The sequence below is a fragment of the Virgibacillus halotolerans genome (genome assembly GCF_016908515.1).
GTDB lineage: Bacteria > Bacillota > Bacilli > Bacillales > Amphibacillaceae > Virgibacillus_M > Virgibacillus_M halotolerans.
The window spans coordinates 364370-387588 of the sequence record NZ_JAFBEA010000001.1; the positions used below are offsets into that span (position 1 = coordinate 364370).

At 40.4% G+C, this 23219-nt stretch carries 21 protein-coding genes; 17 read left to right on the plus strand and 4 right to left on the minus strand.

Annotated features, from left to right (window positions below; genetic code table 11):
- Positions 1 to 28: 28 nt before the first annotated feature.
- The 6 genes from JOC34_RS01910 (at position 29) to JOC34_RS01935 (ending at position 5491) form a co-directional block, all read left to right on the plus strand.
- Positions 29 to 181 (plus strand): hypothetical protein, encoded by a 153-nt coding sequence (locus JOC34_RS01910; RefSeq protein ID WP_205135012.1) that lies wholly within the window; start codon positions 29 to 31, stop codon positions 179 to 181.
- 1 nt (position 182) lies between these two features.
- On the plus strand, positions 183 to 851 hold the full coding sequence (locus JOC34_RS01915; RefSeq protein WP_205135013.1) for a hypothetical protein: 669 nt from the start codon (positions 183 to 185) through the stop codon (positions 849 to 851).
- A gap of 20 nt (positions 852 to 871) precedes the next feature.
- A complete protein-coding gene (locus JOC34_RS01920; protein ID WP_205135014.1) occupies positions 872 to 1207 on the plus strand; it encodes a hypothetical protein in 336 nt (111 codons plus the stop codon).
- A gap of 135 nt (positions 1208 to 1342) precedes the next feature.
- Positions 1343 to 1630, plus strand: a complete 288-nt coding sequence (locus JOC34_RS01925; RefSeq protein ID WP_205135015.1) for a hypothetical protein — start codon at positions 1343 to 1345, stop codon at positions 1628 to 1630.
- A 247-nt stretch (positions 1631 to 1877) separates the two neighbouring features.
- Positions 1878 to 2204 (plus strand): hypothetical protein, encoded by a 327-nt coding sequence (locus JOC34_RS01930; protein WP_205135016.1) that lies wholly within the window; start codon positions 1878 to 1880, stop codon positions 2202 to 2204.
- A 77-nt stretch (positions 2205 to 2281) separates the two neighbouring features.
- Positions 2282 to 5491, plus strand: coding sequence for a phage tail tape measure protein (locus JOC34_RS01935; protein ID WP_275577676.1), 3210 nt, complete (start codon positions 2282 to 2284; stop codon positions 5489 to 5491).
- A gap of 436 nt (positions 5492 to 5927) precedes the next feature.
- On the opposite strand, the gene JOC34_RS01940 is transcribed toward JOC34_RS01935, so the two are convergent.
- Both JOC34_RS01940 and JOC34_RS01945 read right to left on the minus strand, forming a co-directional pair.
- Positions 5928 to 7286, minus strand: a complete 1359-nt coding sequence (locus JOC34_RS01940) for an aspartate kinase (protein WP_205135018.1) — start codon at positions 7284 to 7286, stop codon at positions 5928 to 5930.
- 118 nt (positions 7287 to 7404) lie between these two features.
- Complete coding sequence (locus JOC34_RS01945; protein ID WP_205135019.1) at positions 7405 to 7644, minus strand: DUF2627 family protein; 240 nt, start codon at positions 7642 to 7644, stop codon at positions 7405 to 7407.
- Positions 7645 to 7789: 145 nt separating this feature from the next.
- Here JOC34_RS01945 and JOC34_RS01950 point away from each other — a divergent pair, with 145 nt between their 5' ends.
- The 9 genes from JOC34_RS01950 (at position 7790) to JOC34_RS01990 (ending at position 18781) form a co-directional block, all read left to right on the plus strand.
- A complete protein-coding gene (locus JOC34_RS01950) occupies positions 7790 to 9844 on the plus strand; it encodes a sigma 54-interacting transcriptional regulator (RefSeq protein ID WP_205135020.1) in 2055 nt (684 codons plus the stop codon).
- Between the two features lie 280 nt (positions 9845 to 10124).
- Entirely contained in the window at positions 10125 to 11219 is a 1095-nt protein-coding gene (locus tag JOC34_RS01955; RefSeq protein WP_205135021.1) for a Glu/Leu/Phe/Val family dehydrogenase, read from the plus strand.
- A gap of 45 nt (positions 11220 to 11264) precedes the next feature.
- Positions 11265 to 12344, plus strand: coding sequence for a butyrate kinase (buk, locus tag JOC34_RS01960; protein ID WP_205135022.1), 1080 nt, complete (start codon positions 11265 to 11267; stop codon positions 12342 to 12344).
- Positions 12345 to 12369: 25 nt separating this feature from the next.
- The gene (gene lpdA / locus JOC34_RS01965; protein WP_205135023.1) at positions 12370 to 13791 is read left to right on the plus strand and encodes a dihydrolipoyl dehydrogenase; all 1422 of its coding nucleotides are present in this window, start codon (positions 12370 to 12372) and stop codon (positions 13789 to 13791) included.
- Positions 13792 to 13870: 79 nt separating this feature from the next.
- Positions 13871 to 14812, plus strand: a complete 942-nt coding sequence (locus tag JOC34_RS01970) for a thiamine pyrophosphate-dependent dehydrogenase E1 component subunit alpha (RefSeq protein ID WP_205135906.1) — start codon at positions 13871 to 13873, stop codon at positions 14810 to 14812.
- A 14-nt stretch (positions 14813 to 14826) separates the two neighbouring features.
- Positions 14827 to 15810 carry an alpha-ketoacid dehydrogenase subunit beta gene (locus JOC34_RS01975; RefSeq protein WP_205135024.1) on the plus strand — a complete coding sequence of 328 codons (984 nt, stop codon included), beginning with the start codon at positions 14827 to 14829 and terminating at the stop codon, positions 15808 to 15810.
- Positions 15811 to 15831: 21 nt separating this feature from the next.
- On the plus strand, positions 15832 to 17103 hold the full coding sequence (locus JOC34_RS01980) for a dihydrolipoamide acetyltransferase family protein (RefSeq protein ID WP_205135025.1): 1272 nt from the start codon (positions 15832 to 15834) through the stop codon (positions 17101 to 17103).
- Between the two features lie 136 nt (positions 17104 to 17239).
- Positions 17240 to 17671 (plus strand): BrxA/BrxB family bacilliredoxin, encoded by a 432-nt coding sequence (locus tag JOC34_RS01985; RefSeq protein WP_205135026.1) that lies wholly within the window; start codon positions 17240 to 17242, stop codon positions 17669 to 17671.
- Between the two features lie 126 nt (positions 17672 to 17797).
- Positions 17798 to 18781 carry an aromatic acid exporter family protein gene (locus tag JOC34_RS01990; RefSeq protein WP_205135027.1) on the plus strand — a complete coding sequence of 328 codons (984 nt, stop codon included), beginning with the start codon at positions 17798 to 17800 and terminating at the stop codon, positions 18779 to 18781.
- A 35-nt stretch (positions 18782 to 18816) separates the two neighbouring features.
- Here JOC34_RS01990 and prli42 read toward each other — a convergent pair whose 3' ends face one another.
- Complete coding sequence (prli42, locus tag JOC34_RS01995; protein WP_205135028.1) at positions 18817 to 18954, minus strand: stressosome-associated protein Prli42; 138 nt, start codon at positions 18952 to 18954, stop codon at positions 18817 to 18819.
- Positions 18955 to 19216: 262 nt separating this feature from the next.
- On the opposite strand from prli42, the gene JOC34_RS02000 reads away from it, so the two are divergent.
- Both JOC34_RS02000 and JOC34_RS02005 read left to right on the plus strand, forming a co-directional pair.
- Positions 19217 to 20344: a M20/M25/M40 family metallo-hydrolase gene (locus JOC34_RS02000; RefSeq protein ID WP_205135029.1), complete on the plus strand. Its 1128-nt coding sequence runs from the start codon at positions 19217 to 19219 to the stop codon at positions 20342 to 20344.
- A gap of 104 nt (positions 20345 to 20448) precedes the next feature.
- Positions 20449 to 21699 carry a DNA polymerase IV gene (locus JOC34_RS02005; RefSeq protein ID WP_205135030.1) on the plus strand — a complete coding sequence of 417 codons (1251 nt, stop codon included), beginning with the start codon at positions 20449 to 20451 and terminating at the stop codon, positions 21697 to 21699.
- Positions 21700 to 21835: 136 nt separating this feature from the next.
- On the opposite strand, the gene JOC34_RS02010 is transcribed toward JOC34_RS02005, so the two are convergent.
- The gene (locus JOC34_RS02010) at positions 21836 to 23206 is read right to left on the minus strand and encodes an aldehyde dehydrogenase family protein (RefSeq protein ID WP_205135031.1); all 1371 of its coding nucleotides are present in this window, start codon (positions 23204 to 23206) and stop codon (positions 21836 to 21838) included.
- Between the last annotated feature and the right edge of the window lie 13 nt (positions 23207 to 23219).

Below are 23219 nucleotides of genomic sequence, written 5' to 3' on the forward strand. Positions count from 1 at the left end.
ACAACAACAAAAAAAGGAGCGTTTTAATATGAACGAAGAAGAAGAAGAAGAAGAAAAGTTATTCACCGTTGCAGATGTGAATGAGATCGTTGAACGGCGTATGGCTAGGGCAAATAACAAAATATATAAATTAGAGGAAGAAGTTATTCAATTAAAATCAAAATTAAAAGGGGATAGATAGTATGTCTAAAACAATTCATGGTAATTATACAGATTTTCCATCGTTACATGCAATTTCTAAAAAGGCGGAAGCGAAAAGAAGTGATTATGTAAGCAAAAAAGAAGGATTAAAAAATACCGATCGTTATAACGATAACGAAACCGAGCGCGAATATCAGTTGGAGGAATTAGAAAAAGATTACGACGCCAATATGGACGCCATGCAGGAGGAATATGACGTCGAAATCGCAGCGATTGAGCGCGACCTGGCAGAGCGAGCATTTTCTACAGACGCAGGCACTCCGGAAGAACAGGCGGCGGCAGAGAAATTAATCGGGAACATCGGCGCACAACTTGCAACGGCGCCGGTATCATCCGACGTGTTTGACCTATTAGCGGACAAATCGAAGGTATTTAATGATGCGGAACGGTTAGCAATGGCCCAACAGATCGACGCGTTAACCGAGCAAGCATTATCGCGGGCGATTAGCCAACAGTCGAAAGACGATATAAATCGAAATGCGGACGCGATCCGGCAGGAATGTTCAAAGGTGAAGGGATTCCAGGATGTCGCAGAGCAACGATCACGGATAAAGGAAATCAAGTCGAAAACTGGCCCGGTAGGCATACAAAGAATGTTCGACTATGTCGCGGATCGAGCACAAAACGGATACGCCGCCAAACTAAAGTAAATTCGAAAGGTGGAATATAAATGACAGACGAAACCCCGGAAACAACGGAGGGAACGCGGGATAACTTTCAAAAGTATCGAGATGCGTTTCTACGTGAACAGATGGCAATGAAGGGCGTCAAACCGGACGAAATGGACAGCGCCCTTACATTCGTTAATGATCGACTAGCGGATGATGAGAGCAACCTCGAAGGCGTAATGTTCGATTTAAGGGTACAGATGCGTCTGGGTGGTCGTAGGAAATACGCCGACCCTAGTATGGGAAATGGCAGCAAGGTTAAACCTCCGAGGAAAGATGGATATGACGTCGGTCGGAAACTGTTCGACAAAATAAGAAATAAGCCAAAGATTAGATAAAGCGAATATTTCCCGCTAGAACGACTATTGTCGGAGGGAAAAGCGTTATCGGATGGCGTACCATGTTCGTTCATCGCGCGGGGTAGTGCGCTGACTGCCCCGTATTTACTAATAATCGAAAAGGGGATAAACAAAATGGCAGAATTAAATGTAAAATATACGAAATATGAGCGATACACACCTTTTATGATGTATGAAATTGAATTGAACGGAAACACATACGATAAAGGTCATAAGCAGCCGTCTAACTTACTAGAAGGCGTCGAAGAAGGATTGAATCGACTGCTAAGTAGTTTGGAACGGGAGAATAAAGAAAGCGAAGAGGTTACAGTATCTGGCGTAACATTAAACGAAGGAACACAGCAGTATTTATCAGATAAATATACGAATAATGTAGAAATCGGAAATATTCTATTTAAGTAGACGAGGGGTCGATATATTGGCGAATGAATATGTAATAGTCCTATACGATACGAAAGAATTTACGGAATTTGTGGAATACGTAAAGCAAACAGGCGGGAACGTTATAAACTCGAATATTACAGAATATGGCAGAGGGATTCGAGTTACATACCGCCTTCCTACCAGAATGAAGTAACAACGAATAGATACGAAATGAGGCATCCTTTGGGTGTCTTTTTTTATTACAAAAAACGAGGAGGAATGCAAAGTGACAAAGACTTATAGGCACGATGGGGCGGACATTATTCATATATTAGTTAAATACGTAGAACAGTCCTCAAGTAGGTTAAGGGATAAACCTGGCGTAGATTCTTTCAAATACGCAGCGAAACAAGTCGCAAAAGGTGCGGAAAAACTTCGCAGATTAAAACTTAGTCCAGAAGATAGGCGACATATCTCACTGCTTTATGCGGCATTTTCAGCCTTGAGGCAATCTATGGAAGCAGCAGCGCGAGGCGATGTAGCGATGTATTCCGAAAAGATGAGACAAGCTAATAGTCTTATGGGCGATTATAACAGAAGGTGCTCCGGATGATAGGGGACGTAATAGTACGTGTTGGGGCAGATATATCAAGCTACCAAAGGAATCTGACCAGGGCGCAAAATAGAATGATGGCATTCGGAAAAACTTTGACGTCTATCGGTACGGCTGGCGCCTCAGTATTTGCGACGCTCGGGGTTGCGACCACTGCCGGTATCGGAATGCTCGTAAATGAGGCAAGGAAATTTGAAGACGCCTTTACCGGAGTGCGAAAAACGACAGATGCAACGGAAGCAGAGTTTACGGCGCTATCAAGAGGCATACGTGATATGTCGCTAGAGTTGCCGGCATCGGCGGTTGAGATCGCCAATGTCGCAGAGGTTGCCGGGCAGTTGGGCGTAAAGAAAGACGATATCCTGGATTTTACGCGAGTTATGATCGATCTGGGCGTTGCGACGAATATGTCGTCTACAGATGCGGCAACGGCATTAGCGCGGTTTATGAACATCGTCGGAACTAGCCCGAACGACGTAGAACGGCTGGGGAGTACCGTTGTTCATCTCGGAAACAACTTGGCCACTACGGAAAGTGAGATCGTAAACATGGGGCTACGACTAGCCGGTGCGGGCAGGCAAGTCGGAATGTCAGAGGATCAGATACTTTCGTTTGCGGGCGCACTTTCGGCCGTTGGAATTAAAGCCGAGATGGGCGGCTCCGCGTTCTCCCGAGTAATGCTTAACATGAACACTGCCGTAAAAGGTGGCGGGGAGCATCTCGAAGGGTTCGCCAAAGTAGCCGGTATGTCCGCAAGTGATTTCGCACATGCTTTCGAGACTGACGCAGCATCGGCGATTATGGCGTTTATCATAGGATTGGGCGGCATATCCGATTCCGGGGGCGACGTCGCAGCAGTACTTGGCGATTTAGAACTCGGAGAAATCCGTGTTAGAGATACGTTGATGCGTGCGGCAGGTGCGTCCGATGTATTCACGGAAGCGCTAGAACTCGGAAGTGTGGCGTGGAGGGAAAACGTAGCGCTGTCCGAAGAGGCGGAAGAGCGTTATAGGACGTTTACTTCCAAGCTGAAAGTATTAGGAAACAAGCTACTATATATCGCGCAAGTACTCGGCGTTCCGTTTATGGACGCAATGAGTAAGGCAATTGACGCAGTGACTCCGTTCGTCGACAAGTTAGTCGAAATGGCGCAAACTCTTGAAGAAAATGGCGGTAAGGTTAACAAGTGGATCGTAATAATCGGTTTCGCTATTCCGGTATTATCCTTCTTAACCGCAGGGTTACTCGCACTATTGGCAGTAGCAGGAGTCGTAACGACCGGAATAGCAATGTTAGCAGGTGCGCTAGGGATTTCTATGACCGCAGCAATCGGGTTAGTAGCTGAGATAATGTCAATAGTCGTAGCAATAGGCGCAGCAATTGTGGCCGTAGGTGCGTTCGCTGTTTACTTAGTTACGCATTGGGACGAGGTAGCGCAAAGCACTCGTACGTTGGTGAGTAACGTAATCGGATACCTAAGCGAGTTACCTGGAAAAGTAGCGGAGATTGCTACAAATGTCGCGGAGTCTCTTTATAATATGATGCCGGATTGGGTACAGGAATACATACAAGAAGGTGCCCGTCTAATTACCGAAAAGTTTCAGTGGCTGACGACCACTATACAAGAAATATTGAACGGTGATTTCGAAAAAATAGGCGAGATATTCGCTATGCTTGCACCAACAATTGTCGGGATTATAGTCGGAGGTCTGCCAGGAATTATCATCGCAGCTTCCCAATATTTACCCGCGATTGCTGGCGCGATACTAGAAAATATAGACTTGATCGTAGAAACTGTCGAAATGGTAGTTACCACGTTCCTTAACGGAATAACCGAGTATCTTCCGAAAATCCTGGAGGCTGGCGTTCAGATAATCCAAAAAATCCTCGAGGGAATTGTCGTCGCGCTTCCTATAATTATCGAGGCAGCAATGACGATACTTACGACAGTCGTGGAGACATTGGCGGAAAATCTACCGCTAGTAATTGACGCCGGAATGGAAATTTTAAACGCAGTTCAAAAGGGAATTTTAGCGGTTCTGCCTATTATCGTCGAGGTTGCTACCCAAATAATAGACTCACTTGTTCTTGTAATAACGAAATTATTGCCAGTTGTGTTAGAGACCGGAGTAGAAATTCTGCTTATGCTGATCGACGGAATTACAAGCATTCTTCCGGAATTAATTAGTACGGCAGTCAGTTTGGTTGAAATGATAGTCTCGACAATCATCGACCTCCTTCCAATTTTGATAGAGACTGGAATTGACATTTTACTCGCGTTAATAGACGGAATCGTAGCCACTTTGCCTTCGCTGATTAATGCAGCGATTGACCTAGTTCTAGCGGTTGCTGGCGCAATTCTGGACAATCTGCCGATGATTTTAGAGGCGGGGGTTCAGCTACTACTGACGCTGATTTCTGGAATACTCAAAATAGTTCCGCAGCTACTGGCGGCAGTATTCACGATCGTAATTCAGGTAGCAGCCGCAATCATTCGCGCTTTACCTCAAATATTGCAGGCCGGAGTCGAACTTGTTTGGGCGCTAATCAAAGGGATCGGCCAAACAGCGGGCGAACTACTTTCCGCAGGTTACGATTTATTGACCGATTTAGTCGTGAAATTTGCCGAGTTTGTTCCGAAAATGCTCGATAAAGGTGTCGAATTGATAGGGGCGCTGATTGACGGAATTATCGGTATGGTCGGCGAAGCAGGATCAGCAGTTGCGAAAGTCGGAGAGGGACTTATTTCGAGTATTGGCGGATTCGTCGGTGATATGTTCAGTAAAGGTAAAGACCTTGTCGGCGGGTTGAAGGACGGGATTAACAGCGCGAAAGATTCGGTGGTAGAAACCGCGACAAAAGTCGGAAGTAGTGTTGCCGGTGCGTTTAAGAAATTCTTCAAGATCAAATCGCCTTCCCGCCTAATGCGGAATGACGTCGGTAGAATGATTGGCCGCGGATTGACCGAAGGAATGTCCGGAGAAATATCGACTATCCAGAAAATGGCGAAAGCAGTGTCGTTAGCAGCTACGCCCGATCAGCCGAAGTTAGCCGGATTCGAAGTCGGTGATATGCGCGGTTATGCCGGAAAGGTTTCAGCGCAACTTCGAGCAGAAACGAGCGGATTTAATATCGAACGGGATGATGAAGCAAGCCTTCTCGGAGAAATCCGCGATGAACTACGGAATCAAAAAGAGACGATCGTTCGCATTGAAGGTGACAACGAGGCAATTCGCGCATACGTAAATGAGCGAAATGCCTTAGATGTCTTCATGAGTAAATTCTAAGGGAGGTATTTCGATTAATGAACAACAACAGCGTCCTTCGGGGCGCTTCTTTTTTTATGCAAAAAATCAACGATATTATAAAAACCGCTTGCTATTACGGAATTAATGCCGTACAATGAAGCCAACAAACTTACCTCGGTACTCCGATAAAGTACCTTGTAGGCTATCCGACAAACATACGCCAAACTACCGTCACACCTACCGAATTACTTCTACGTCGTCTATAAACAGTGAGTTCATTGCAATGGTCGCTGACCGATTGCGATTGGAACATCGGGCAAGTTGAAAAAATTAAAAGGCATAAAAATATTACTGTAGTTAATTGTACAGTAATATTTTTATGCCATGATTGCAAATAATAAAGTATAAAACTTATTTCACAAGCGCAGAATTATGGAGTTTAAGCATTAAGGGCTTGGCGATAAGCCTAGTTTGCTTATTTATCTCCAAAATAAGCAGTATACAGAGATTGAATTGCCCGATCTAAATCGTCGGCAGAAATACCAAACATCATCGAAACTTCTGATGATCCCTGATTAATCATTTCGATATTTACATCTGCATCTCTAATTGCAGTTGTAGCTTTTTGTGCAACGCCAATGGTTCGTACTAGTCCTTCACCGACGACCATGATCATTGCTAAATTACGATGCATTGTCACGGTGTCAACGGCCAGTTCTTCCTTAATTCTTCGTAAAATGATGGCTTCTTTCTCAAAGGGTAATTTTTTTTCCCGGATGATTACAGACATATCATCAATTCCTGAAGGTGCATGTTCAAAGGAAATTCCCTCATCTTCAAGGATTTGCAATAATTTACGGCCGAAGCCAATTTCTCTGTTCATCAAGTATTTACTGACATATAGACTACAAAATCCACTGTCACTGGCAATTCCAACGACACATTTTTCATCCGGCTCTTTGTCCGCTACAATCATTGTTCCAGGTGCTTCTGGATTATTCGTGTTTTTAATACAGACGGGAATTTCTTCCCTGAAAGCAGGGATGAGTGCTTCATCGTGAAATACAGAGAAGCCTGCATAAGATAATTCGCGCATTTCCTTATAGGTTAAGGTAGTAATTTCTTTTGGATGATCAACAATCGTTGGATTAACGGTATAAACAGAATCAACATCAGTAAAGTTCTCATATAAATCAGCTTTTAGCCCTGCCGCAATAATGGAGCCTGTAATATCTGATCCTCCCCGGGAAAACGTAGCAAGCTGGCCTTCTTTTGTAAATCCGAAAAAACCTGGAATGACTTGAATGCCATCCTTCGCTCTCAAATTATGTATTTTAGGAAAACTTTCCGGTAAAATTTGTGCGTTGCCAGGTTCGTCGCTAACAATTAAGCCCGCGTCTTGCGGATTTAAATAAGTTGCATTGATGTCTAATTGCTGTAAATAAGCACTGACAATTTTTGCAGAACTATCCTCGCCAAGTGCCTTGATGGCATCCATTTTTTGAACAGCGGGAATTTCCTTTGCTAATACGTCCCGAATCGATTGTTCAATATCCATTAAAATGGTATTAGGCAATTGTAACTCCAGAACAATTTCTTTAAAACGTTGGAGGATAGATTCCAGGTTATCCTCATATGTTACGTTACTTAAGTATGCATCTCCTAACGCAATTAGCATATCAGTAATTTTCACATCTTGTTTGTTTCTTTTTCCAGGAGCAGATACAATAATAAATTTTCGTTGCGGATCATGCTTTATGATTCTGCCAACTTTTTCTATTTGTGTCGCACTCGCTACAGAACTTCCACCAAATTTTGTTACTTTTACTGTCATTTTCCTTATCCTCCTGGTCATAAATTGAATGAGTTGCTGATAATAATAACATAAATCAGCCAAAAAATGTTCTTAACATTCAATTTTAAATAAAAAAGATGGTTTTTCACCATCTTTTTTAATCTCTTCGTTTATTTTGTTGTTTTAGCTTTTGTTTATTGCGGTCACGATGTACAATAAATCCGCCAATAAAGCCAATTCCACCAAGAAATAGTAATAATCCCACTATAAATTGAATGCTTGGATAAAAGAATAACGGGTAAAATTCATTGAATATGCTATCACGCATCAGCTTTATTCCAAAAGCAGCAATAATTCCAGGTATAAAAACGATTGCGATTGCAACAAATCTAATCATTTCATTTCTCCTCATAAAGATGATCCATCGGCCAACATTAAATAGTATATCAAATTTTTGTGAAGATAGGAACAAAAGAACGTTTGCAATAAGGTGCAGATTACCGTATGATAAAATCATGCAAAATCATGCAAGGTGGGATGATATGAAGCGAGTGCTTATTGTCGGAGCAGGTAGAGGGGGAAGTGCGTTATTTAAAATTTTACATGCTGTAAAACGCATGGAAATTGTTGCAATTATAGATCGTAATCAACATGCCAAAGGCCTCGAATTAGCGAAAGCGCATCAAATCCCGACTGACAGCAATTGGGAAAGTTGGATTGACAGTGATATTGATATCGTCATTGAGGTAACCGGAAGTGAAGCTGTTTTAGCGGCATTAATGAAACGAACCCATCATGATACAATTGTTATCCCTGGCAGTGTAGCATACATCATCTCGGAATTATTTGTTGAAAAGGAATCTTTGTTGAATCGAATAAAATACCAGATGAATAACCAGGAATTGATACTCAACAATATTCGTGATGGGATGATTGTCATTAACAATCAGGGAAGCGTACAATTTGTGAATAAAAGCGCTGAGAAAATCGTCGGTTATGCAAAGACAGCATTTGAAGGTAAAAATATCCGTACCATTATTCCGAACACCAAATTACTTGAAACATTGAGAACTGAACAACGTGAAATTAATCAGAAGCTTCTATTGGAAAATGGGAAAAATATTATTACGACCAGAATCCCAATTATAAATGGGGAAGAGCAATTAATTGGTGCTTTTGCTACATTTAAAGATATTACAGAAGTGAAGAATTTAGCTGAGGAAAATACGGATTTGAAAGAAATTAAGACGATGCTTGAAGCAATCATTAAATCCTCTGACGAAGCGATCAGCGTTGTGGATGAAAACGGTAAAGGATTAATGATTAACCCTGCCTATACTCGCATTACTGGGTTGAAAGATAATGATATTATTGGTGAACCAGCTACTAGAGACATATCTGAAGGCGAAAGTATGCATCTGAAAGTATTGCAAACAAGAAGAGCGGTTCGCAGTGTCCCTATGAAAGTAGGACCTTCCAAAAAAGATGTGTTAGTAAATGTTGCACCTGTAATTGTAGATGGTAAAATTAAAGGCAGTGTTGGTGTTTTACATGATGTAACTGAAATTCGCTCATTGACAAATGAATTAAAACGCGCAAGACAGATTATTCGCAACTTAGAAGCCAAATATACATTTGCTGATATTATTGGTAATTCCCATGAAATGCGGATAGCAGTGGAACAAGCAAGAGTCGGCGCAAAGACACCTGCAACGGTTTTATTGCGTGGGAATTCCGGAACTGGAAAGGAACTGTTCGCACACGCCATTCACAATGAAAGCGATCGCAGGCATAATAAGTTTATACGTGTAAATTGTGCAGCCATTGCAGAATCTATATTGGAAAGTGAATTATTTGGTTACGAGGAAGGTGCGTTTTCAGGGGCAAAGCATGGCGGTAAAAAGGGCTTATTTGAAGAAGCAAATAACGGGAGTATTTTCCTTGACGAAATAGGTGAGTTATCATTAAACATGCAAGCAAAGCTCTTACGTGTGTTGCAGGAAAAAGAGATTGTTCGTGTAGGTGGGGCAGAATCAGTTCCTGTTGATGTGCGAATTATTACAGCTACCAACATTAATTTAGAAAAAGCAATTACAAATAAAACATTTCGTGAGGATTTATACTACCGACTTAATCGTTTGCCGATATTTATTCCTTCATTAAACGAGCGAATCGAAGACTTGCCAGAATTAATTCAACATGTTATTCAAAAGACAAATCAGGATTACGGAAGAAATGTTCTTACTATATCCGAGGATGCATTGATTAATTTGAAACAACACCACTGGGCAGGAAATATAAGAGAGTTGGAAAATATAATTGGGAGAGCAATGATCTACATGGACATGAATGAAGAAGTTATTAAAAAAGAACATATTCCAGCGTTCATTTTGCAATCATCACAGCATCCTAGTCCAGTACATACCAATCTATCCAACGAACACCAAACATTACAGACAGCACTAGAACAATATGAAAAGGATTTTATCTTTAACAGCTATGAACGAAATCACTACAATAAAACCAAGACAGCCAAAGCATTAAATATATCTATTCGAAGCCTGTATTATAAGATGGACAAGTATCAATTGGAATGAAAAAGCATGCATTAATTTGCGTATGTGCAATGTTATGCAGTATTCCGTTTTGGTAAATGAAGCGCTTTCAACGTTGTTGAATTGGCATGCTTCTTGCATTTGTCTCTATAAGTAAATGTTGGGAGGAAAAATGCACAACAAGACAAATTAAATTGTATCTGTTGCTAATGGGCAGATACAACTGCTGTTATGAACATTGCCTTTGATCTTTTGGAAAGGAAAGAGATCATTAATAATACTTACTTTAGTAACATCTAAAATATTTTAGGAGGAATTCAACATGGAAATATTCAATTATATGGAAGAATACGATTATGAACAATTGGTTTTTTGTCAGGATAAGAACTCAGGACTGAAGGCAATTATTGCTATTCACGACACCACTTTGGGGCCTGCTTTAGGTGGTACCAGAATGTGGACGTACAAAACGGAAGAGGAAGCAATTGAAGATGCATTGCGCTTAGCAAAAGGAATGACTTATAAAAATGCTGCAGCAGGCTTAAACCTGGGGGGCGGTAAAACTGTTATTATTGGTGACCCCAAGACAGATAAAAATCCGGAAATGTTCCGTGCGTTTGGTCGTTATATTCAAAGCTTGAATGGTCGTTATATAACTGCGGAGGATGTCGGCACAACCGTTCAGGATATGGATACCATTCATCTGGAAACAGATTACGTAACAGGTATTTCACCGGAATTCGGTTCATCAGGTAATCCATCACCAGTAACAGCTTACGGTATCTATAAAGGAATAAAAGCGGCTACTAAAGAGGCTTTTGGGAGTGACGCTTTAGAAGGTAAAACTGTTGCAGTTCAAGGGGTAGGTAATGTTGCATTCACACTGTGTGAACACTTGTATAAAGAAGGTGCGAAATTAATTGTAACGGATATTAATAAAGATGCGGTACAACGTGCGGTAGATGCTTTTGGAGCTGAAGCAGTAGACCCGGACGATATATATGGTGTGGAATGTGATATTTATGCACCTTGTGCTCTCGGAGCAACGATTAATGATGATACGATCCCACAACTGAAAGCAAAAGTAATTGCAGGATCTGCCAATAACCAATTAAAAACACCAGAACATGGAGATATGATTTATGAAAAAGGTATTGTTTATGCGCCGGACTTTGTGATTAACGCTGGTGGAGTGATCAATGTGGCTGATGAACTGAATGGTTATAACGAATCCCGTGCAATGAAACAGGTGGAAACCATTTATGACAGTTTAACGAAAATCTTTGAGATCTCAAAACGTGATAATGTACCGACGTATGTTGCAGCAGACCGAATGGCGGAAGAAAGAATTGAATCCGTCAGAAAATCAAGAAATCAATTTTTATTAAATGGACATCATACACTTAGCAGAAGATAAATACCGGGAAGGTGAACAGGTTTGGATTAAACGGAGGTTAGAGCATTGCTTTCACACTACCGAACACTCGTCATTAATCCCGGATCAACAGTTACAAAAATCGGTGTTTTCGATGATGAGAATTGTATATTTGAGAAAACGATTCGCCATCAAACAACTGAGCTGGGGAAATATAAAAGCGTGATGGATCAATACGATTTTCGTAAACAGGTTATTCTTGATCAATTGGATTACGAGGGGATTAATATATCTAGACTGAATGCAGTTTGTGGCAGAGGTGGATTACTGAAACCAATTGCCGGTGGTACCTATGTGGTTAATAACCCTATGTTGGACGATTTGAAAATGGGCTTTAACGGTGAACATACTTCTAATTTAGGTGGAATAATTGCATATGAAATAGCAGAAGGACTCAATATTGGTGCATATATTGTTGATCCAGTTGTTGTTGATGAAATGGAAGATATTGCCAAATTATCTGGTATTCCAGAAATTCCAAGAAAAAGTATATTTCATGCTTTAAATCAGAAAGCTGCCGCCAGAAGCGCTGCGTCCGACTTAAATGGGTCCTATGAAAATCTCAATTTGATTATCACACATATGGGCAGAGGCATCACAGTTGGTGCACATCAAAATGGAAGGGTCATCGATGTAAATAATGGATTACATGGGGAAGGGCCTTTTTCACCGGAAAGGGCAGGTACTGTTCCGGTAGGTGATTTAGTTTCTATCTGTTATTCCGGTGACTATTATCAGGATGAAGTCATGAATAAAATTATTGGTGGCGGAGGTTTGATGGCGTATTTAAATACAAATGATGTGCTTGAAGTTGAAAATAGAATTGTATCCGGAGATCATAAAGCAAAGCATATATACGATGCGATGGCATATCAAGTTGCCAAGGAGATTGGTTCAATGGCTGCCGTTTTATCGGGTAAAGTAGATGCAATTGTATTAACGGGCAGGTTGGCATATGGTAAAGCGTTTGTTGAGGCCATTACAAAAAGGGTAAAGTGGATTGCTGACACGCTTATTTATCCAGGTGAAAATGAACTGCAGGCATTGAACGATGGTGTATTACGGGTGTTACGTGAAGAAGAACGTGCAAAAGTATACCCAAATTAATAAATGAAAAAGGAGTATACAATAGATGACCAAAGAATATGATTTAGTCGTCCTTGGCGGAGGCACTGGTGGATATGTGGCAGCAATTAGAGCCTCCCAGCTGGGAATGCAAGTAGCAGTGGTAGAGAAAGGCGAGTTGGGCGGAACCTGTCTGCACCGTGGTTGTATCCCATCTAAAGCATTACTGCGAAGTGCAGAGGTGTTTAAGCAAACAAAGGAGGCCAAAGATTACGGTATTGAAGTGAAAGACGTGTCACTAAACTTCGCAAAGGTTATGGAAAGAAAAAGCGGTATTGTTAATACATTACACCAAGGTGTCCAAGGATTAATGAAAAAAGGAAAAATAGATGTATTTAACGGCTTCGGGCGTATTTTAGGACCAAGTATTTTTTCTCCAATGCCTGGAACCATTTCAATTGAGTATGAAAATGGTGATGAAAATACAATGATTGTGCCAAAAAATGTCTTGATCGCAACTGGATCGAAACCAAAATCACTTCCCGGGTTAGAAATAGACGGAACCTATGTGATGAGTTCTGACGAAGCGTTATTTATGGAAGAATTGCCCACAACTATCCTGATTGTCGGTGGCGGTGTGATCGGGATTGAATGGGCGTCCATGTTGGCAGATTTCGGTGTGAAAGTTACGGTCGTTGAATATGCAGACCAGATTTTACCCACGGAAGACGAGGCAATCGCGAAAGAAATGGAGAACCTTCTAACAAAGAAGGGTATTACTTTTATAAAGGATGCGAAAGTATTAGCAGACACATTGACGAAAGAAAACGGTGTGTCGATAGACGCTGAAGTGACTGGAGGAAATCAAACATTTAAAGCGGATGTGATGTTGGTTTCTGTTGGACGTGAAGCAAATACGAGCAATATTGGTCTACAGAATACAGATGTTGTCGTTGATCAAGGCTTTATTAAGACAAACAAGTATTTTCAAACCAAAGAGACCCATATATATGCAATTGGGGATGTTATTGGCGGGATGCAATTAGCGCACGTTGCCTCGCACGAAGGGATTACGGCTGTTGAGCACATGGCTGATCAGAATCCCTTGCCAATCAATTACGACAATATTCCTACCTGTATTTATTCCAATCCGGAAGCTGCTAGTGTTGGGCTGACAGAAAAACAGGCAAAAGAAAAAGGCTACGAATTAAAAATAGGAAAGTTTCCATTTAAAGCAATTGGTAAAGCACTGGTACATGGGAATTCAGACGGTTTTGTTAAAATCATTATGGATAAAGACACCGAAGATTTATTAGGTGTGCACATGGTTGGACCTCATGTGACCGACATGATTTCCGAAGCGGGACTTGCAAAAGTACTCGATGCTACCCCATGGGAAATTGCCCACACCATCCATCCACATCCGACACTTTCGGAAATTATGGGTGAAGCAGCATTGGCAGTGGAAGGAAAACAAATACACGGTTAAATGAACAAACAAGGAGGTCATTTCATTGGCTGAAGATCGTCATAAATCATTAGGGTTAACAGATGAACAAGTCCTGGATATGTATAAAACAATGCTTTTAGCAAGGAAATTAGATGAAAGAATGTGGCTGTTGAACCGCGCAGGTAAAATACCATTTGTTATTTCGTGTCAAGGGCAGGAAGCCGCACAGGTTGGAGCAGCGTTTGCGCTAGACAATGCGAAGGATTATATTGCCCCCTATTATCGGGATTTAGGTATCGTATTGGCGTTTGGTATGACAGCTAAAGATCTCATGCTCTCGGGATTTGCGAAAGCAGAAGATCCTAACTCTGGTGGTAGGCAAATGCCTGGTCATTTCGGGCAAAAGAAAAACAGAATATTGACCGGTTCATCTCCGGTTACGACACAACTCCCGCATGCTGTTGGTGTTGCATTGGCAGCTAAAATGGAGAAAAAGGACTTTGTCTCATTCACAACTTTAGGTGAGGGATCCTCTAACCAAGGGGACTTCCATGAAGGTTTAAACTTTGCTGGTGTTCATAAACTACCTGTGATCACCATGGTTGAAAATAATAAATATGCAATTTCCGTACCTGTTGAAAAACAGTTAGCTAGTGAAAATGTTGCAGACCGGGCTATAAGTTATGGTATGCCCGGATTTACAGTGGATGGCAATGATCCTTTAGCAGTATATGAGCATGTGAAAGCGGCAAGGGAACGCGCCATTAAAGGGGAAGGTCCTACATTAATTGAGGCGATAACATATCGTTTGACTGCCCATTCAAGTGACGATGATGATCGTCACTACCGTGAAAGTGAAGAGGTAGAAGAAGCAAGAAAGAAAGACTCTTTGATTACATTTAGCAAGTATCTCAAAGATAATCGTATTTTGACGGATGAAATTGAACTGGAAATGAACAAAAACATTGATGTAACAATCAATGAAGCAACAGACTATGCAGAAAATGCAGCATATGCAGATGCTGAAAGTGCTTTGAAATTTGTATATGAAGAAATGTAAGGAGGGGAATCAAAATGCCAGTAATGTCATATATACAGGCGATAACTTCTGCTTTAAAAGAAGAAATGCAGCGGGATGAAAAAGTGTTTATATTAGGTGAAGATGTTGGTAAAAAAGGCGGCGTCTTTCGAGCGACGGATGGTTTATATGAAGCGTTTGGAGAGGAGCGCGTCCTTGATACACCACTTGCTGAATCCGCTATTGCAGGTGTCGGAATCGGTGCTGCGATGTACGGCATGCGTCCAGTGGCAGAGATGCAATTCGCTGATTTTATTATGCCGGCTGTAAACCAGATCGTCTCCGAAGCAGCCAAAATTCGCTACCGTTCCAACAATGATTGGGATTGCCCTATTACAATACGGGCACCATATGGTGGTGGTGTTCATGGGGCACTATACCATTCCCAATCGGTTGAATCCATCTTTGCCAATCAGCCAGGTTTAAAAATTGTTATGCCTTCAACACCTTATGATGCGAAGGGGTTATTAAAAGCATCCATCCGAGATAATGATCCCGTACTGTTCTTTGAGCATAAACGCGCTTATCGTTTATTGAAAGGTGAAGTGCCTGAAGAGGATTATGTACTTCCTATTGGTAAGGCAGATGTGAAACGTGAAGGCTCAGATATTACAATTATCACCTATGGATTGTGTGTACATTTTGCACTTCAGGCTGCGGAAAAAATAGCTGAAGAAGGTATCGATGCGCACATTCTTGATCTAAGAACCGTTTATCCGCTTGACAAAGATGCAATTATTGAAGCTGCGAAAAAGACAGGCAAAGTATTATTAATCACAGAAGATAATAAAGAAGGAAGTATCATCGGAGAAGTAGCAGCTATTATTGCCGAGAACTGCCTATTTGATTTAGATGCGCCTATTGAGCGGTTAGCAGGACCAGATATACCCGCCATGCCCTATGCACCAACAATGGAAAAGTATTTCATGGTGAATCCGGATAAAGTGGAAAAAGCAATGCGAGATTTGGCTGCGTATTAAGTTGAAAAGGAGGGGTATACCATGGCTGAAAAAATAAGCATGCCTAAATTAGGTGAAAGTGTAACAGAAGGAACGATCAGCTCCTGGCTAGTTAGTGTAGGAGATAAAGTAAATAAATATGACCCAATTGCTGAAGTAATGACAGATAAGGTGAACGCAGAAGTACCCTCATCGTTTACGGGAGTGGTTAAAGAACTTGTAGCTCAAGAGGGGGAAACAATAGAAGTAGGGCAATTAATGTGTTATATCGAAACAGAAGAGACTGTGGAAAGCACAAACGCTCAAAAGGCGCCTGCTGAGCATGATTCACAAGCAAACGTTTCTGAGAAAAATGCAGCTGATCCAGATAAATCTATGAAAAAACGTTACTCACCAGCAGTACTTAGGTTAGCTCAGGAAAACGATATTGATTTGGATGCGGTAGACGGTACAGGTCGTGGTGGTAGAATAACAAGAAAAGATATCGAGAAAATAATCGCATCCGGTCAAATACCTCAAACCGATGTAGTAAGCCCCACCGCGAGTGAAAAGGAAGTTGCCAGTGCACCGGATAATACGAAGGGGGCAGCTGAATCAAAGCAAACAACACAAGCAGGTGATATAGAAATCCCTGTAACAGGGGTACGCAAAGCCATTGCACAAAATATGGTGCGTTCAAAACAGGAAATACCTCATGCATGGATGACTGTGGAAGTTGATGTGACTGATTTAGTTAAATACCGTAATAAAATTAAGCATGATTTTAAACAAAAAGAAGGCTTTGGACTAACGTTTTTTGCCTTTTTCGTAAAAGCAGTAGCACAAGCACTGAAAGAGTATCCACAGCTTAATAGTACATGGGCAGGAGATAAAATCATTCAACGCAAGGATATTAATTTATCCATCGCCGTTGCAAGTGATCAAGCATTATATGTCCCTGTCATAAAAGCAGCAGACGATAAAAGTATTAAAGGAATTGCAAAAGAGATTTATGAGTTAGCAATGAAAGCACGATCAGGAAAACTAACAGCGGATGATATGCAAGGCGGTACATTTACCGTAAATAATACCGGCTCCTTTGGCTCCATCCACTCCATGGGCGTGATCAATCATCCACAAGCAGCGATTCTACAAGTTGAATCGATTGTCAAACGACCGATGATCATTAATGACATGTTTGCTGCTAGGGACATGGTTAACTTATCATTATCATTGGATCATCGAATTTTAGACGGACTTGTCAGTGGTAACTTCCTGGCACGTGTCAAAGAAATTTTGGAAAATATAAATGAAGAAAAGACAACTGTTTATTAGTTTTTTTGGAATTTAGCCGATATAAACGAATTTTATTCCTATTATATAGTTTATATAAATTGAAATAGCAAAGTAAAATTGATAAGCTATTAATGAGATTAAAATACTTAACTATAATAAGGGGATGGATGTTTAGATGGATTTCAATTTATTCATGAATGATGTCGTTGACGCTGCTCGTAAAGATATAAAAGAAGCTGGTTATGAGGAGCTTAAGAGCACAGAAGACGTAGATAAAGCACTTACTCGTGATGGTACGACTTTAGTCATGGTTAATTCTACGTGCGGATGTGCTGGTGGGGTTGCTCGTCCGGCAGCAGCAAATGCTATTCATTATGATAAAAGACCGGAACACTTGGTTACTGTATTTGCAGGACAGGATCGCGATGCGACTGAAAAGGCTCGTGAATATTTCGAAGGATACCCACCATCTTCTCCATCTTTTGCCTTCTTAAAGGATGGAAAGATCGTTACAATGTTGGAGCGTCATGATATCGAGGGTTTCAGTGCAGTTGATGTAATCGGAAAACTTCAAAACGTATTCGATGAATATTGTGAAGAAGTTTAATTACTAAGCTTTTTAATAGTAAGGCGTATTATATTGGTGATAACGAGGCTGACGCTATGTTAAAGTAGGTCAGCCTCATTTTAATCAAATAACTGGGGATTCCAAGACAAAAGGGAGATTTTATACGTGAGGATTGGCTATCGAACGATTAAGACCGCAATAGGCGCACCTGTTGCTATTTCGATTGCACAATTGTTAGGAGTTACAAACTTTGCTTCGGCAGGCATCATCACAATTTTATGTATTCAGCCATCGAGAAAGAAATCATTCTTAAGTGCTTGGCATCGGTTTCTTGCTTGTATTATCGCAAGTGTCTATTCTTTTATCTTTTTTGAAACACTAGGTTACAATCCAGTTGTTGTTGGTTTAATGTTAGCAGTGTTTATTCCGACAGCGGTTTTCCTGAAAATCACGCAGGGCATTGCAACAAGTTCTGTCATTATATTTAACTTATACAGTGCATCCTATCTAAACTTCACGTTTTTGTTCGATCAATTCTTTTTAATTGTCGTTGGGATTGGTACGGGGTTGTTGTTAAACTTTTACATGCCTAGTCTTGATAAGCAATTAAATGGAAAACGCAAAAAACTTGAGGAAAACTTTCAAATTATTTTACTGGAAATTGCGCTTTATATAAGAGATAAGAATAAAGCCTGGTCTGGAAAAGAAATTACCGAATGTGAAGCATTATTTGAAGAAGTCGATGAACTGGTTGAACGGGATCGCGAAAATCATTTATTACGAGAGAAGCATCCATATTACGAATATTTCACAATGCGTAGGGAACAATTTGAGCTATTGAAACAAATGCTTCCACTCGTAACGAAATTACCGAATAAATACTCCATATCGGAAAAAGTAGCCCAGTTTTTTGAGGATATTTCGAAAGCTGTTCACCCTGGGAACACTGCATCTATCCATTTGGATGCATTGGAGCAATTGCGGGAAGAGTTTGATCAGGAAGATCTCCCATCCACACAGGATGAATTTGAGACACGCGCGAATTTATTTCGCTTACTGCATGATATTGAAGATTATTTATTGTTGAAAAGCAAATTTAAAAAGAGTGATGTAAAAAGAAAAAAAGAGAAAAGACCGGAAACTGAATAGTTTGCTGCCGGTCTTATTATATCTCTATAGGGGTCTTAAAGAATCATTGCCAACCCTGTTGTAAGTGTAGTTAATAACATTGCTATAATCATTAGATATACGACAAATCGTGTTTTACGTTCTCGTGATGATCTTTTTTTTGCTGCAGGTTTTCGATTCTGTTTTGTAGACATCGTAAATCCTCCTCTATTACTTAATGCTAACTTGTATTTTATCGTTAAATTGAAGATTGGACAAGTGTTAGAAGATAATTAATAAAAGAAATATGGAATAGGAACACAATTGATAATAAATTGGGAACGACGACGTTAACTCGTAGAACTTTGACAAAACAAAGACTGAGCGGGGTTTTATCGCCAGGTTAAAGAGCGATAAATGTCTCACCTGAATGAGTTTCGTTTTATTACATAAGTTATTTTTTAGGAGGAATTAAAAATGGTAGCAGTAAATCAAGATAGATTAATCAATGAATTTTTTGAACTGGTCAAGATTGATTCGGAAACAAAAAATGAAGCTAATATAGCGAAAGTATTAAAACAAAAGTTCACCGATTTAGGTGTAGATGTTTATGAAGATGATACGATGGAACAAACGGGGCACGGTGCAGGAAATTTAATCTGTACATTGAAGGGAAATAAATCTGGGATCGATCCAATCTATTTCACATCGCATATGGATACTGTTGTTCCTGGAAAAGGCATACAACCTTCTATTCAAGACGGCTATATTGTATCCGATGGGACGACGATCTTAGGTGCTGATGACAAAGCAGGACTTGCAGCAATTTTTGAATCCATTCGTACCATAAAAGAAAGTAACCTGGAACATGGGGAGATTCAATTTGTTATTACTGTAGGAGAGGAATCTGGTTTAGTGGGAGCTAAAGCACTAGATCGTTCCTTGATTCATGCGAAATATGGCTATGCAATTGACAGTAATGGCGATGTTGGTGATATTATTGTAGCGGCGCCTACACAAGCAAAGGTGTTTGCAATAGTAAAAGGAAAAACCGCCCATGCGGGGGTAGCACCTGAAAATGGCATTTCAGCAATTACACTTGCTGCAAAGGCAATTGCTAAAATGCCACTCGGACGTATTGATGAAGAAACCACTGCTAACATCGGACGATTTGAAGGTGGCAAACAGACGAACATTGTTGTCGATCATGTAGAAATTTTAGCTGAGGCAAGATCGCTTGTACCAGAAAAGATGGAAGCGCAAGTAGCGAAAATGAAAGCAGCATTTGAATCTGCTGCTGAGGAACATGGTGGAAGTGCTGACGTCGATGTAAAAGTAATGTATCCTGGTTTTAAACAACAGGCGGGGGATGAGGTTGTGGAAGTAGCCCGAAATGCCGCAAAAGCAATTGGACGTGAAAGTAAACTGCAAAGAAGTGGCGGGGGTAGTGATGCAAACGTCATCGCAGGATTTGGTATTCCAACCGTTAATTTAGCTGTCGGTTATGAAGAGATTCATACAACAAATGAACGTATTCCTGTCACTGAGCTCGTTAAAATCACAGAATTAGTAACAGCGATTATCCAAGAAACAGCGAATAAATAAAAGTGGGAAGAACCCTTCAGAATGAACGATTCTTGGAGGGTTCTTCCTACTTTATGTTATAATTAAGAAGGAAGAAACATTTGATCTAGAAGGATGGAATAGCGATGACCGATATAAAACAAAAAAAGGGACGCGTTATTTTTCATATTGATATGAATTGTTTTTATGCATCTGTAGAAATGGCATATGATCCGGAATTAAAAGGTAAGCCATTAGCGATCGCCGGAAACCCGGAAGAGAGAAGAGGAATTATTGTTACAAGCAGCTATGAAGCAAGAGCAAAAGGGGTAAAAACGACGATGCCCTTATGGCAGGCAAAAAGACTTTGCCCTGAGTTAATCGTAATGCGCCCTAATTTTGAACGGTATCGCATAGCTTCAGCAGAAATGTTTAAAATCCTTGCTGATATAACCCCTTACGTTCAACCGGTATCAATTGATGAAGGCTATATGGACGTTACAGATAACCAGGAACAGCAAAATGCACTTGATATCGCAACCAACTTACAGCAAAAAATATTAAATGAACTTGATCTACCATGTAGTATAGGTATCGCCCCAAATAAATTTTTGGCAAAAATGGCTTCAGATATGGAAAAACCACTAGGAATTACTGTCCTCAGGAAAAGAGAGTTACCACAAACTTTATGGCTATTGCCAGTTGAAGAGATGTATGGGGTTGGAGAGAAAACGGCTGCCAAATTGCATGCTATTGAGGTAAAGACCATTGGGGATCTTGCTGAGAAAGACGTCTATCAACTCAAACAAGTCTTAGGAATTAATGGAGAACGCTTAAAAAACAGGGCCAATGGAGATGACGATAGACCAGTGGATCCAGATGCTATTTATGATTTTAAGAGTATTGGTAGCTCACAAACACTGCCACATGATACAGTCGATGAAACGGAAATACGTAATTTGCTACATCAACTCGCAGATAATGTGGAACGTCGGGTAAAACGGAAAGATGCCATCGGCCGAAGTGTACAATTAATGATCCGATATCATGACTGGAAAACAGTAACCCGTAGTAGAAAGTTGCAAACCTATATAGAGAGTAAATCAGACATACTGCACATAGCGAATGAATTATTGCAGCAACACTGGAATTTAGAACCGATTCGTTTACTAGGGATTACGCTTCAGGATGTGGAAGAGAAGCAAAACGTGGGTCAGCAGTTGGATTTGTTTACGTATGAAAAGTTTGCCAGGAAAGAAAAATTGTATTCAACGATCGATGCTTTATCGGATAAATATGGGAAAGATACATTTAAAACATTCAATGGTAATAAGCGGGATCAAGAACAACCAAGAACTAGTTTTCAAAAGGATTTCCTTGATGATTATAAAAAATGAAAAGGGAAAAGAGACGGGTAATGCGGTTGTATGATGTGATAGATTTTTCAATTCCCATATAAAAGCACAGCAACCAATTTTGGGTGCTGTGCTTTTATTATATATCTGAAAGATCCTCAACTGACCACAATCCGTCTTATTTCATGAACTTTTTCATAACAGACTGTCCTAATTTACTGCCGGGATACCTAAATGGAATATCGAATTTGGTCGTTTGTTTTAAGATACTTTTACCATGTGAGAAAGTGTCAAATCCATATTTGCCGTGATAAGCTCCCATACCACTTTCTCCGACGCCGCCAAATGGTAGATAAGGATTTGCCAAGTGGAAGAGCGTATCGTTAATTGCACCCCCTCCAAATGATAGATACTGCATAATTTGTTGATGGGTTTTATCATTTTCTCCAAAATAATAGAGTGCTAGCGGTTTTTCGCGCCATTTTATCTTTTCTACCGCATCTTCCACATTCTTAAATGTAAGAACTGGTAGAATAGGTCCAAATATTTCCTCCTGCATAATAGGGTCCTCCCAGGAAATTTTATCAATGATGGTCGGTTCAATGGTTAACATTTCCTCATCTGTTTGACCGCCATGCAAAATGGTTCCAGTAGATAAAAATTGTTCTAGGCGATTAAAGTGTTTCTGGTTGATAATCCGCACATAATCCTCATTGGCTAAAGGATCTTTGCCATAAAAAGCTTTAATTTGTCTTTTCATAGCTTTCAACAGTTTAAATTTAGCCTTTTCATGTACATATAAATAGTCTGGTGCCACACAAGTTTGACCAGCATTTGTAAATTTTCCCCAAACGATTCTTTTGGCTGCAAGGTTTATGTTGGCATCTTTATCGACGATGGCAGGGCTCTTACCGCCTAATTCAAGTGTTACCGGTGTAAGGTGCGTACTTGCTTCCCGCATGACACTTTTCCCAACCTCTGTACTACCAGTGAAGAATATATAATCAAATCGCTCTTTTAATAAGGCTTGACTTGTTTCCTTTGCACCTTCTACAACGGTAAAATAGGAAGCATTAAAGGTTTCCTGTATCATTTCCGTAAGCAAAATAGACGTAGCTTTCGCATATTCAGAAGGTTTTAATACAATACAATTCCCGGCACTTATCGCACCAATTGCAGGGGCAAGCGCTAGCTGCAATGGATAGTTCCACGGAGAAATAATTAGGCTCACACCATAAGGTTCTTTCAATATAAAGTTCTTTGAGCCTTTATGTGTGAACGGTGCGGAGACTTTATCGGGCTCCATCCAATTTGATAGATTTTTAATGGCAAAATCTATTTCCGTATAAAGGAATCCAAGCTCTGTTGTTAATGTTTCATGTTGGGACTTATTTAAATCTATTTTTAATGCTTGATAAACTTCTGTTTCAAAGTCCTTTAGCATCTGTTTTAATTTAAGTAATTGGTCTTTTCGAAAATCATAGCTTAATGTGTTGCCATTCATAAAATACGCGCGTTGATTGGCAACGATTGAACTGATTTGTTCCACTTGAAACCGCTCC

Bases quoted from the DNA above. Each gene is read 5' to 3' on its own strand.
- JOC34_RS01955 (WP_205135021.1), top strand. From the start codon at position 10,125: ATGGAAATATTCAATTATATGGAAGAATACGATTATGAACAATTGGTT.
- lpdA (WP_205135023.1), top strand. From the start codon at position 12,370: ATGACCAAAGAATATGATTTAGTCGTCCTTGGCGGAGGCACTGGTGGA.
- prli42 (WP_205135028.1), bottom strand. From the start codon at position 18,954: ATGTCTACAAAACAGAATCGAAAACCTGCAGCAAAAAAAAGATCATCA.
- JOC34_RS01970 (WP_205135906.1), top strand. From the start codon at position 13,871: ATGTATAAAACAATGCTTTTAGCAAGGAAATTAGATGAAAGAATGTGG.
- JOC34_RS01910 (WP_205135012.1), top strand. From the start codon at position 29: ATGAACGAAGAAGAAGAAGAAGAAGAAAAGTTATTCACCGTTGCAGAT.
- JOC34_RS01925 (WP_205135015.1), top strand. From the start codon at position 1,343: ATGGCAGAATTAAATGTAAAATATACGAAATATGAGCGATACACACCT.
- JOC34_RS01915 (WP_205135013.1), top strand. From the start codon at position 183: ATGTCTAAAACAATTCATGGTAATTATACAGATTTTCCATCGTTACAT.
- JOC34_RS01945 (WP_205135019.1), bottom strand. From the start codon at position 7,644: ATGATTAGATTTGTTGCAATCGCAATCGTTTTTATACCTGGAATTATT.
- JOC34_RS01940 (WP_205135018.1), bottom strand. From the start codon at position 7,286: ATGACAGTAAAAGTAACAAAATTTGGTGGAAGTTCTGTAGCGAGTGCG.
- JOC34_RS01950 (WP_205135020.1), top strand. From the start codon at position 7,790: ATGAAGCGAGTGCTTATTGTCGGAGCAGGTAGAGGGGGAAGTGCGTTA.
- JOC34_RS01985 (WP_205135026.1), top strand. From the start codon at position 17,240: ATGGATTTCAATTTATTCATGAATGATGTCGTTGACGCTGCTCGTAAA.
- JOC34_RS01920 (WP_205135014.1), top strand. From the start codon at position 872: ATGACAGACGAAACCCCGGAAACAACGGAGGGAACGCGGGATAACTTT.
- JOC34_RS01975 (WP_205135024.1), top strand. From the start codon at position 14,827: ATGCCAGTAATGTCATATATACAGGCGATAACTTCTGCTTTAAAAGAA.
- JOC34_RS01935 (WP_275577676.1), top strand. From the start codon at position 2,282: ATGGCATTCGGAAAAACTTTGACGTCTATCGGTACGGCTGGCGCCTCA.
- JOC34_RS01980 (WP_205135025.1), top strand. From the start codon at position 15,832: ATGGCTGAAAAAATAAGCATGCCTAAATTAGGTGAAAGTGTAACAGAA.
- JOC34_RS02000 (WP_205135029.1), top strand. From the start codon at position 19,217: ATGGTAGCAGTAAATCAAGATAGATTAATCAATGAATTTTTTGAACTG.
- JOC34_RS02005 (WP_205135030.1), top strand. From the start codon at position 20,449: ATGACCGATATAAAACAAAAAAAGGGACGCGTTATTTTTCATATTGAT.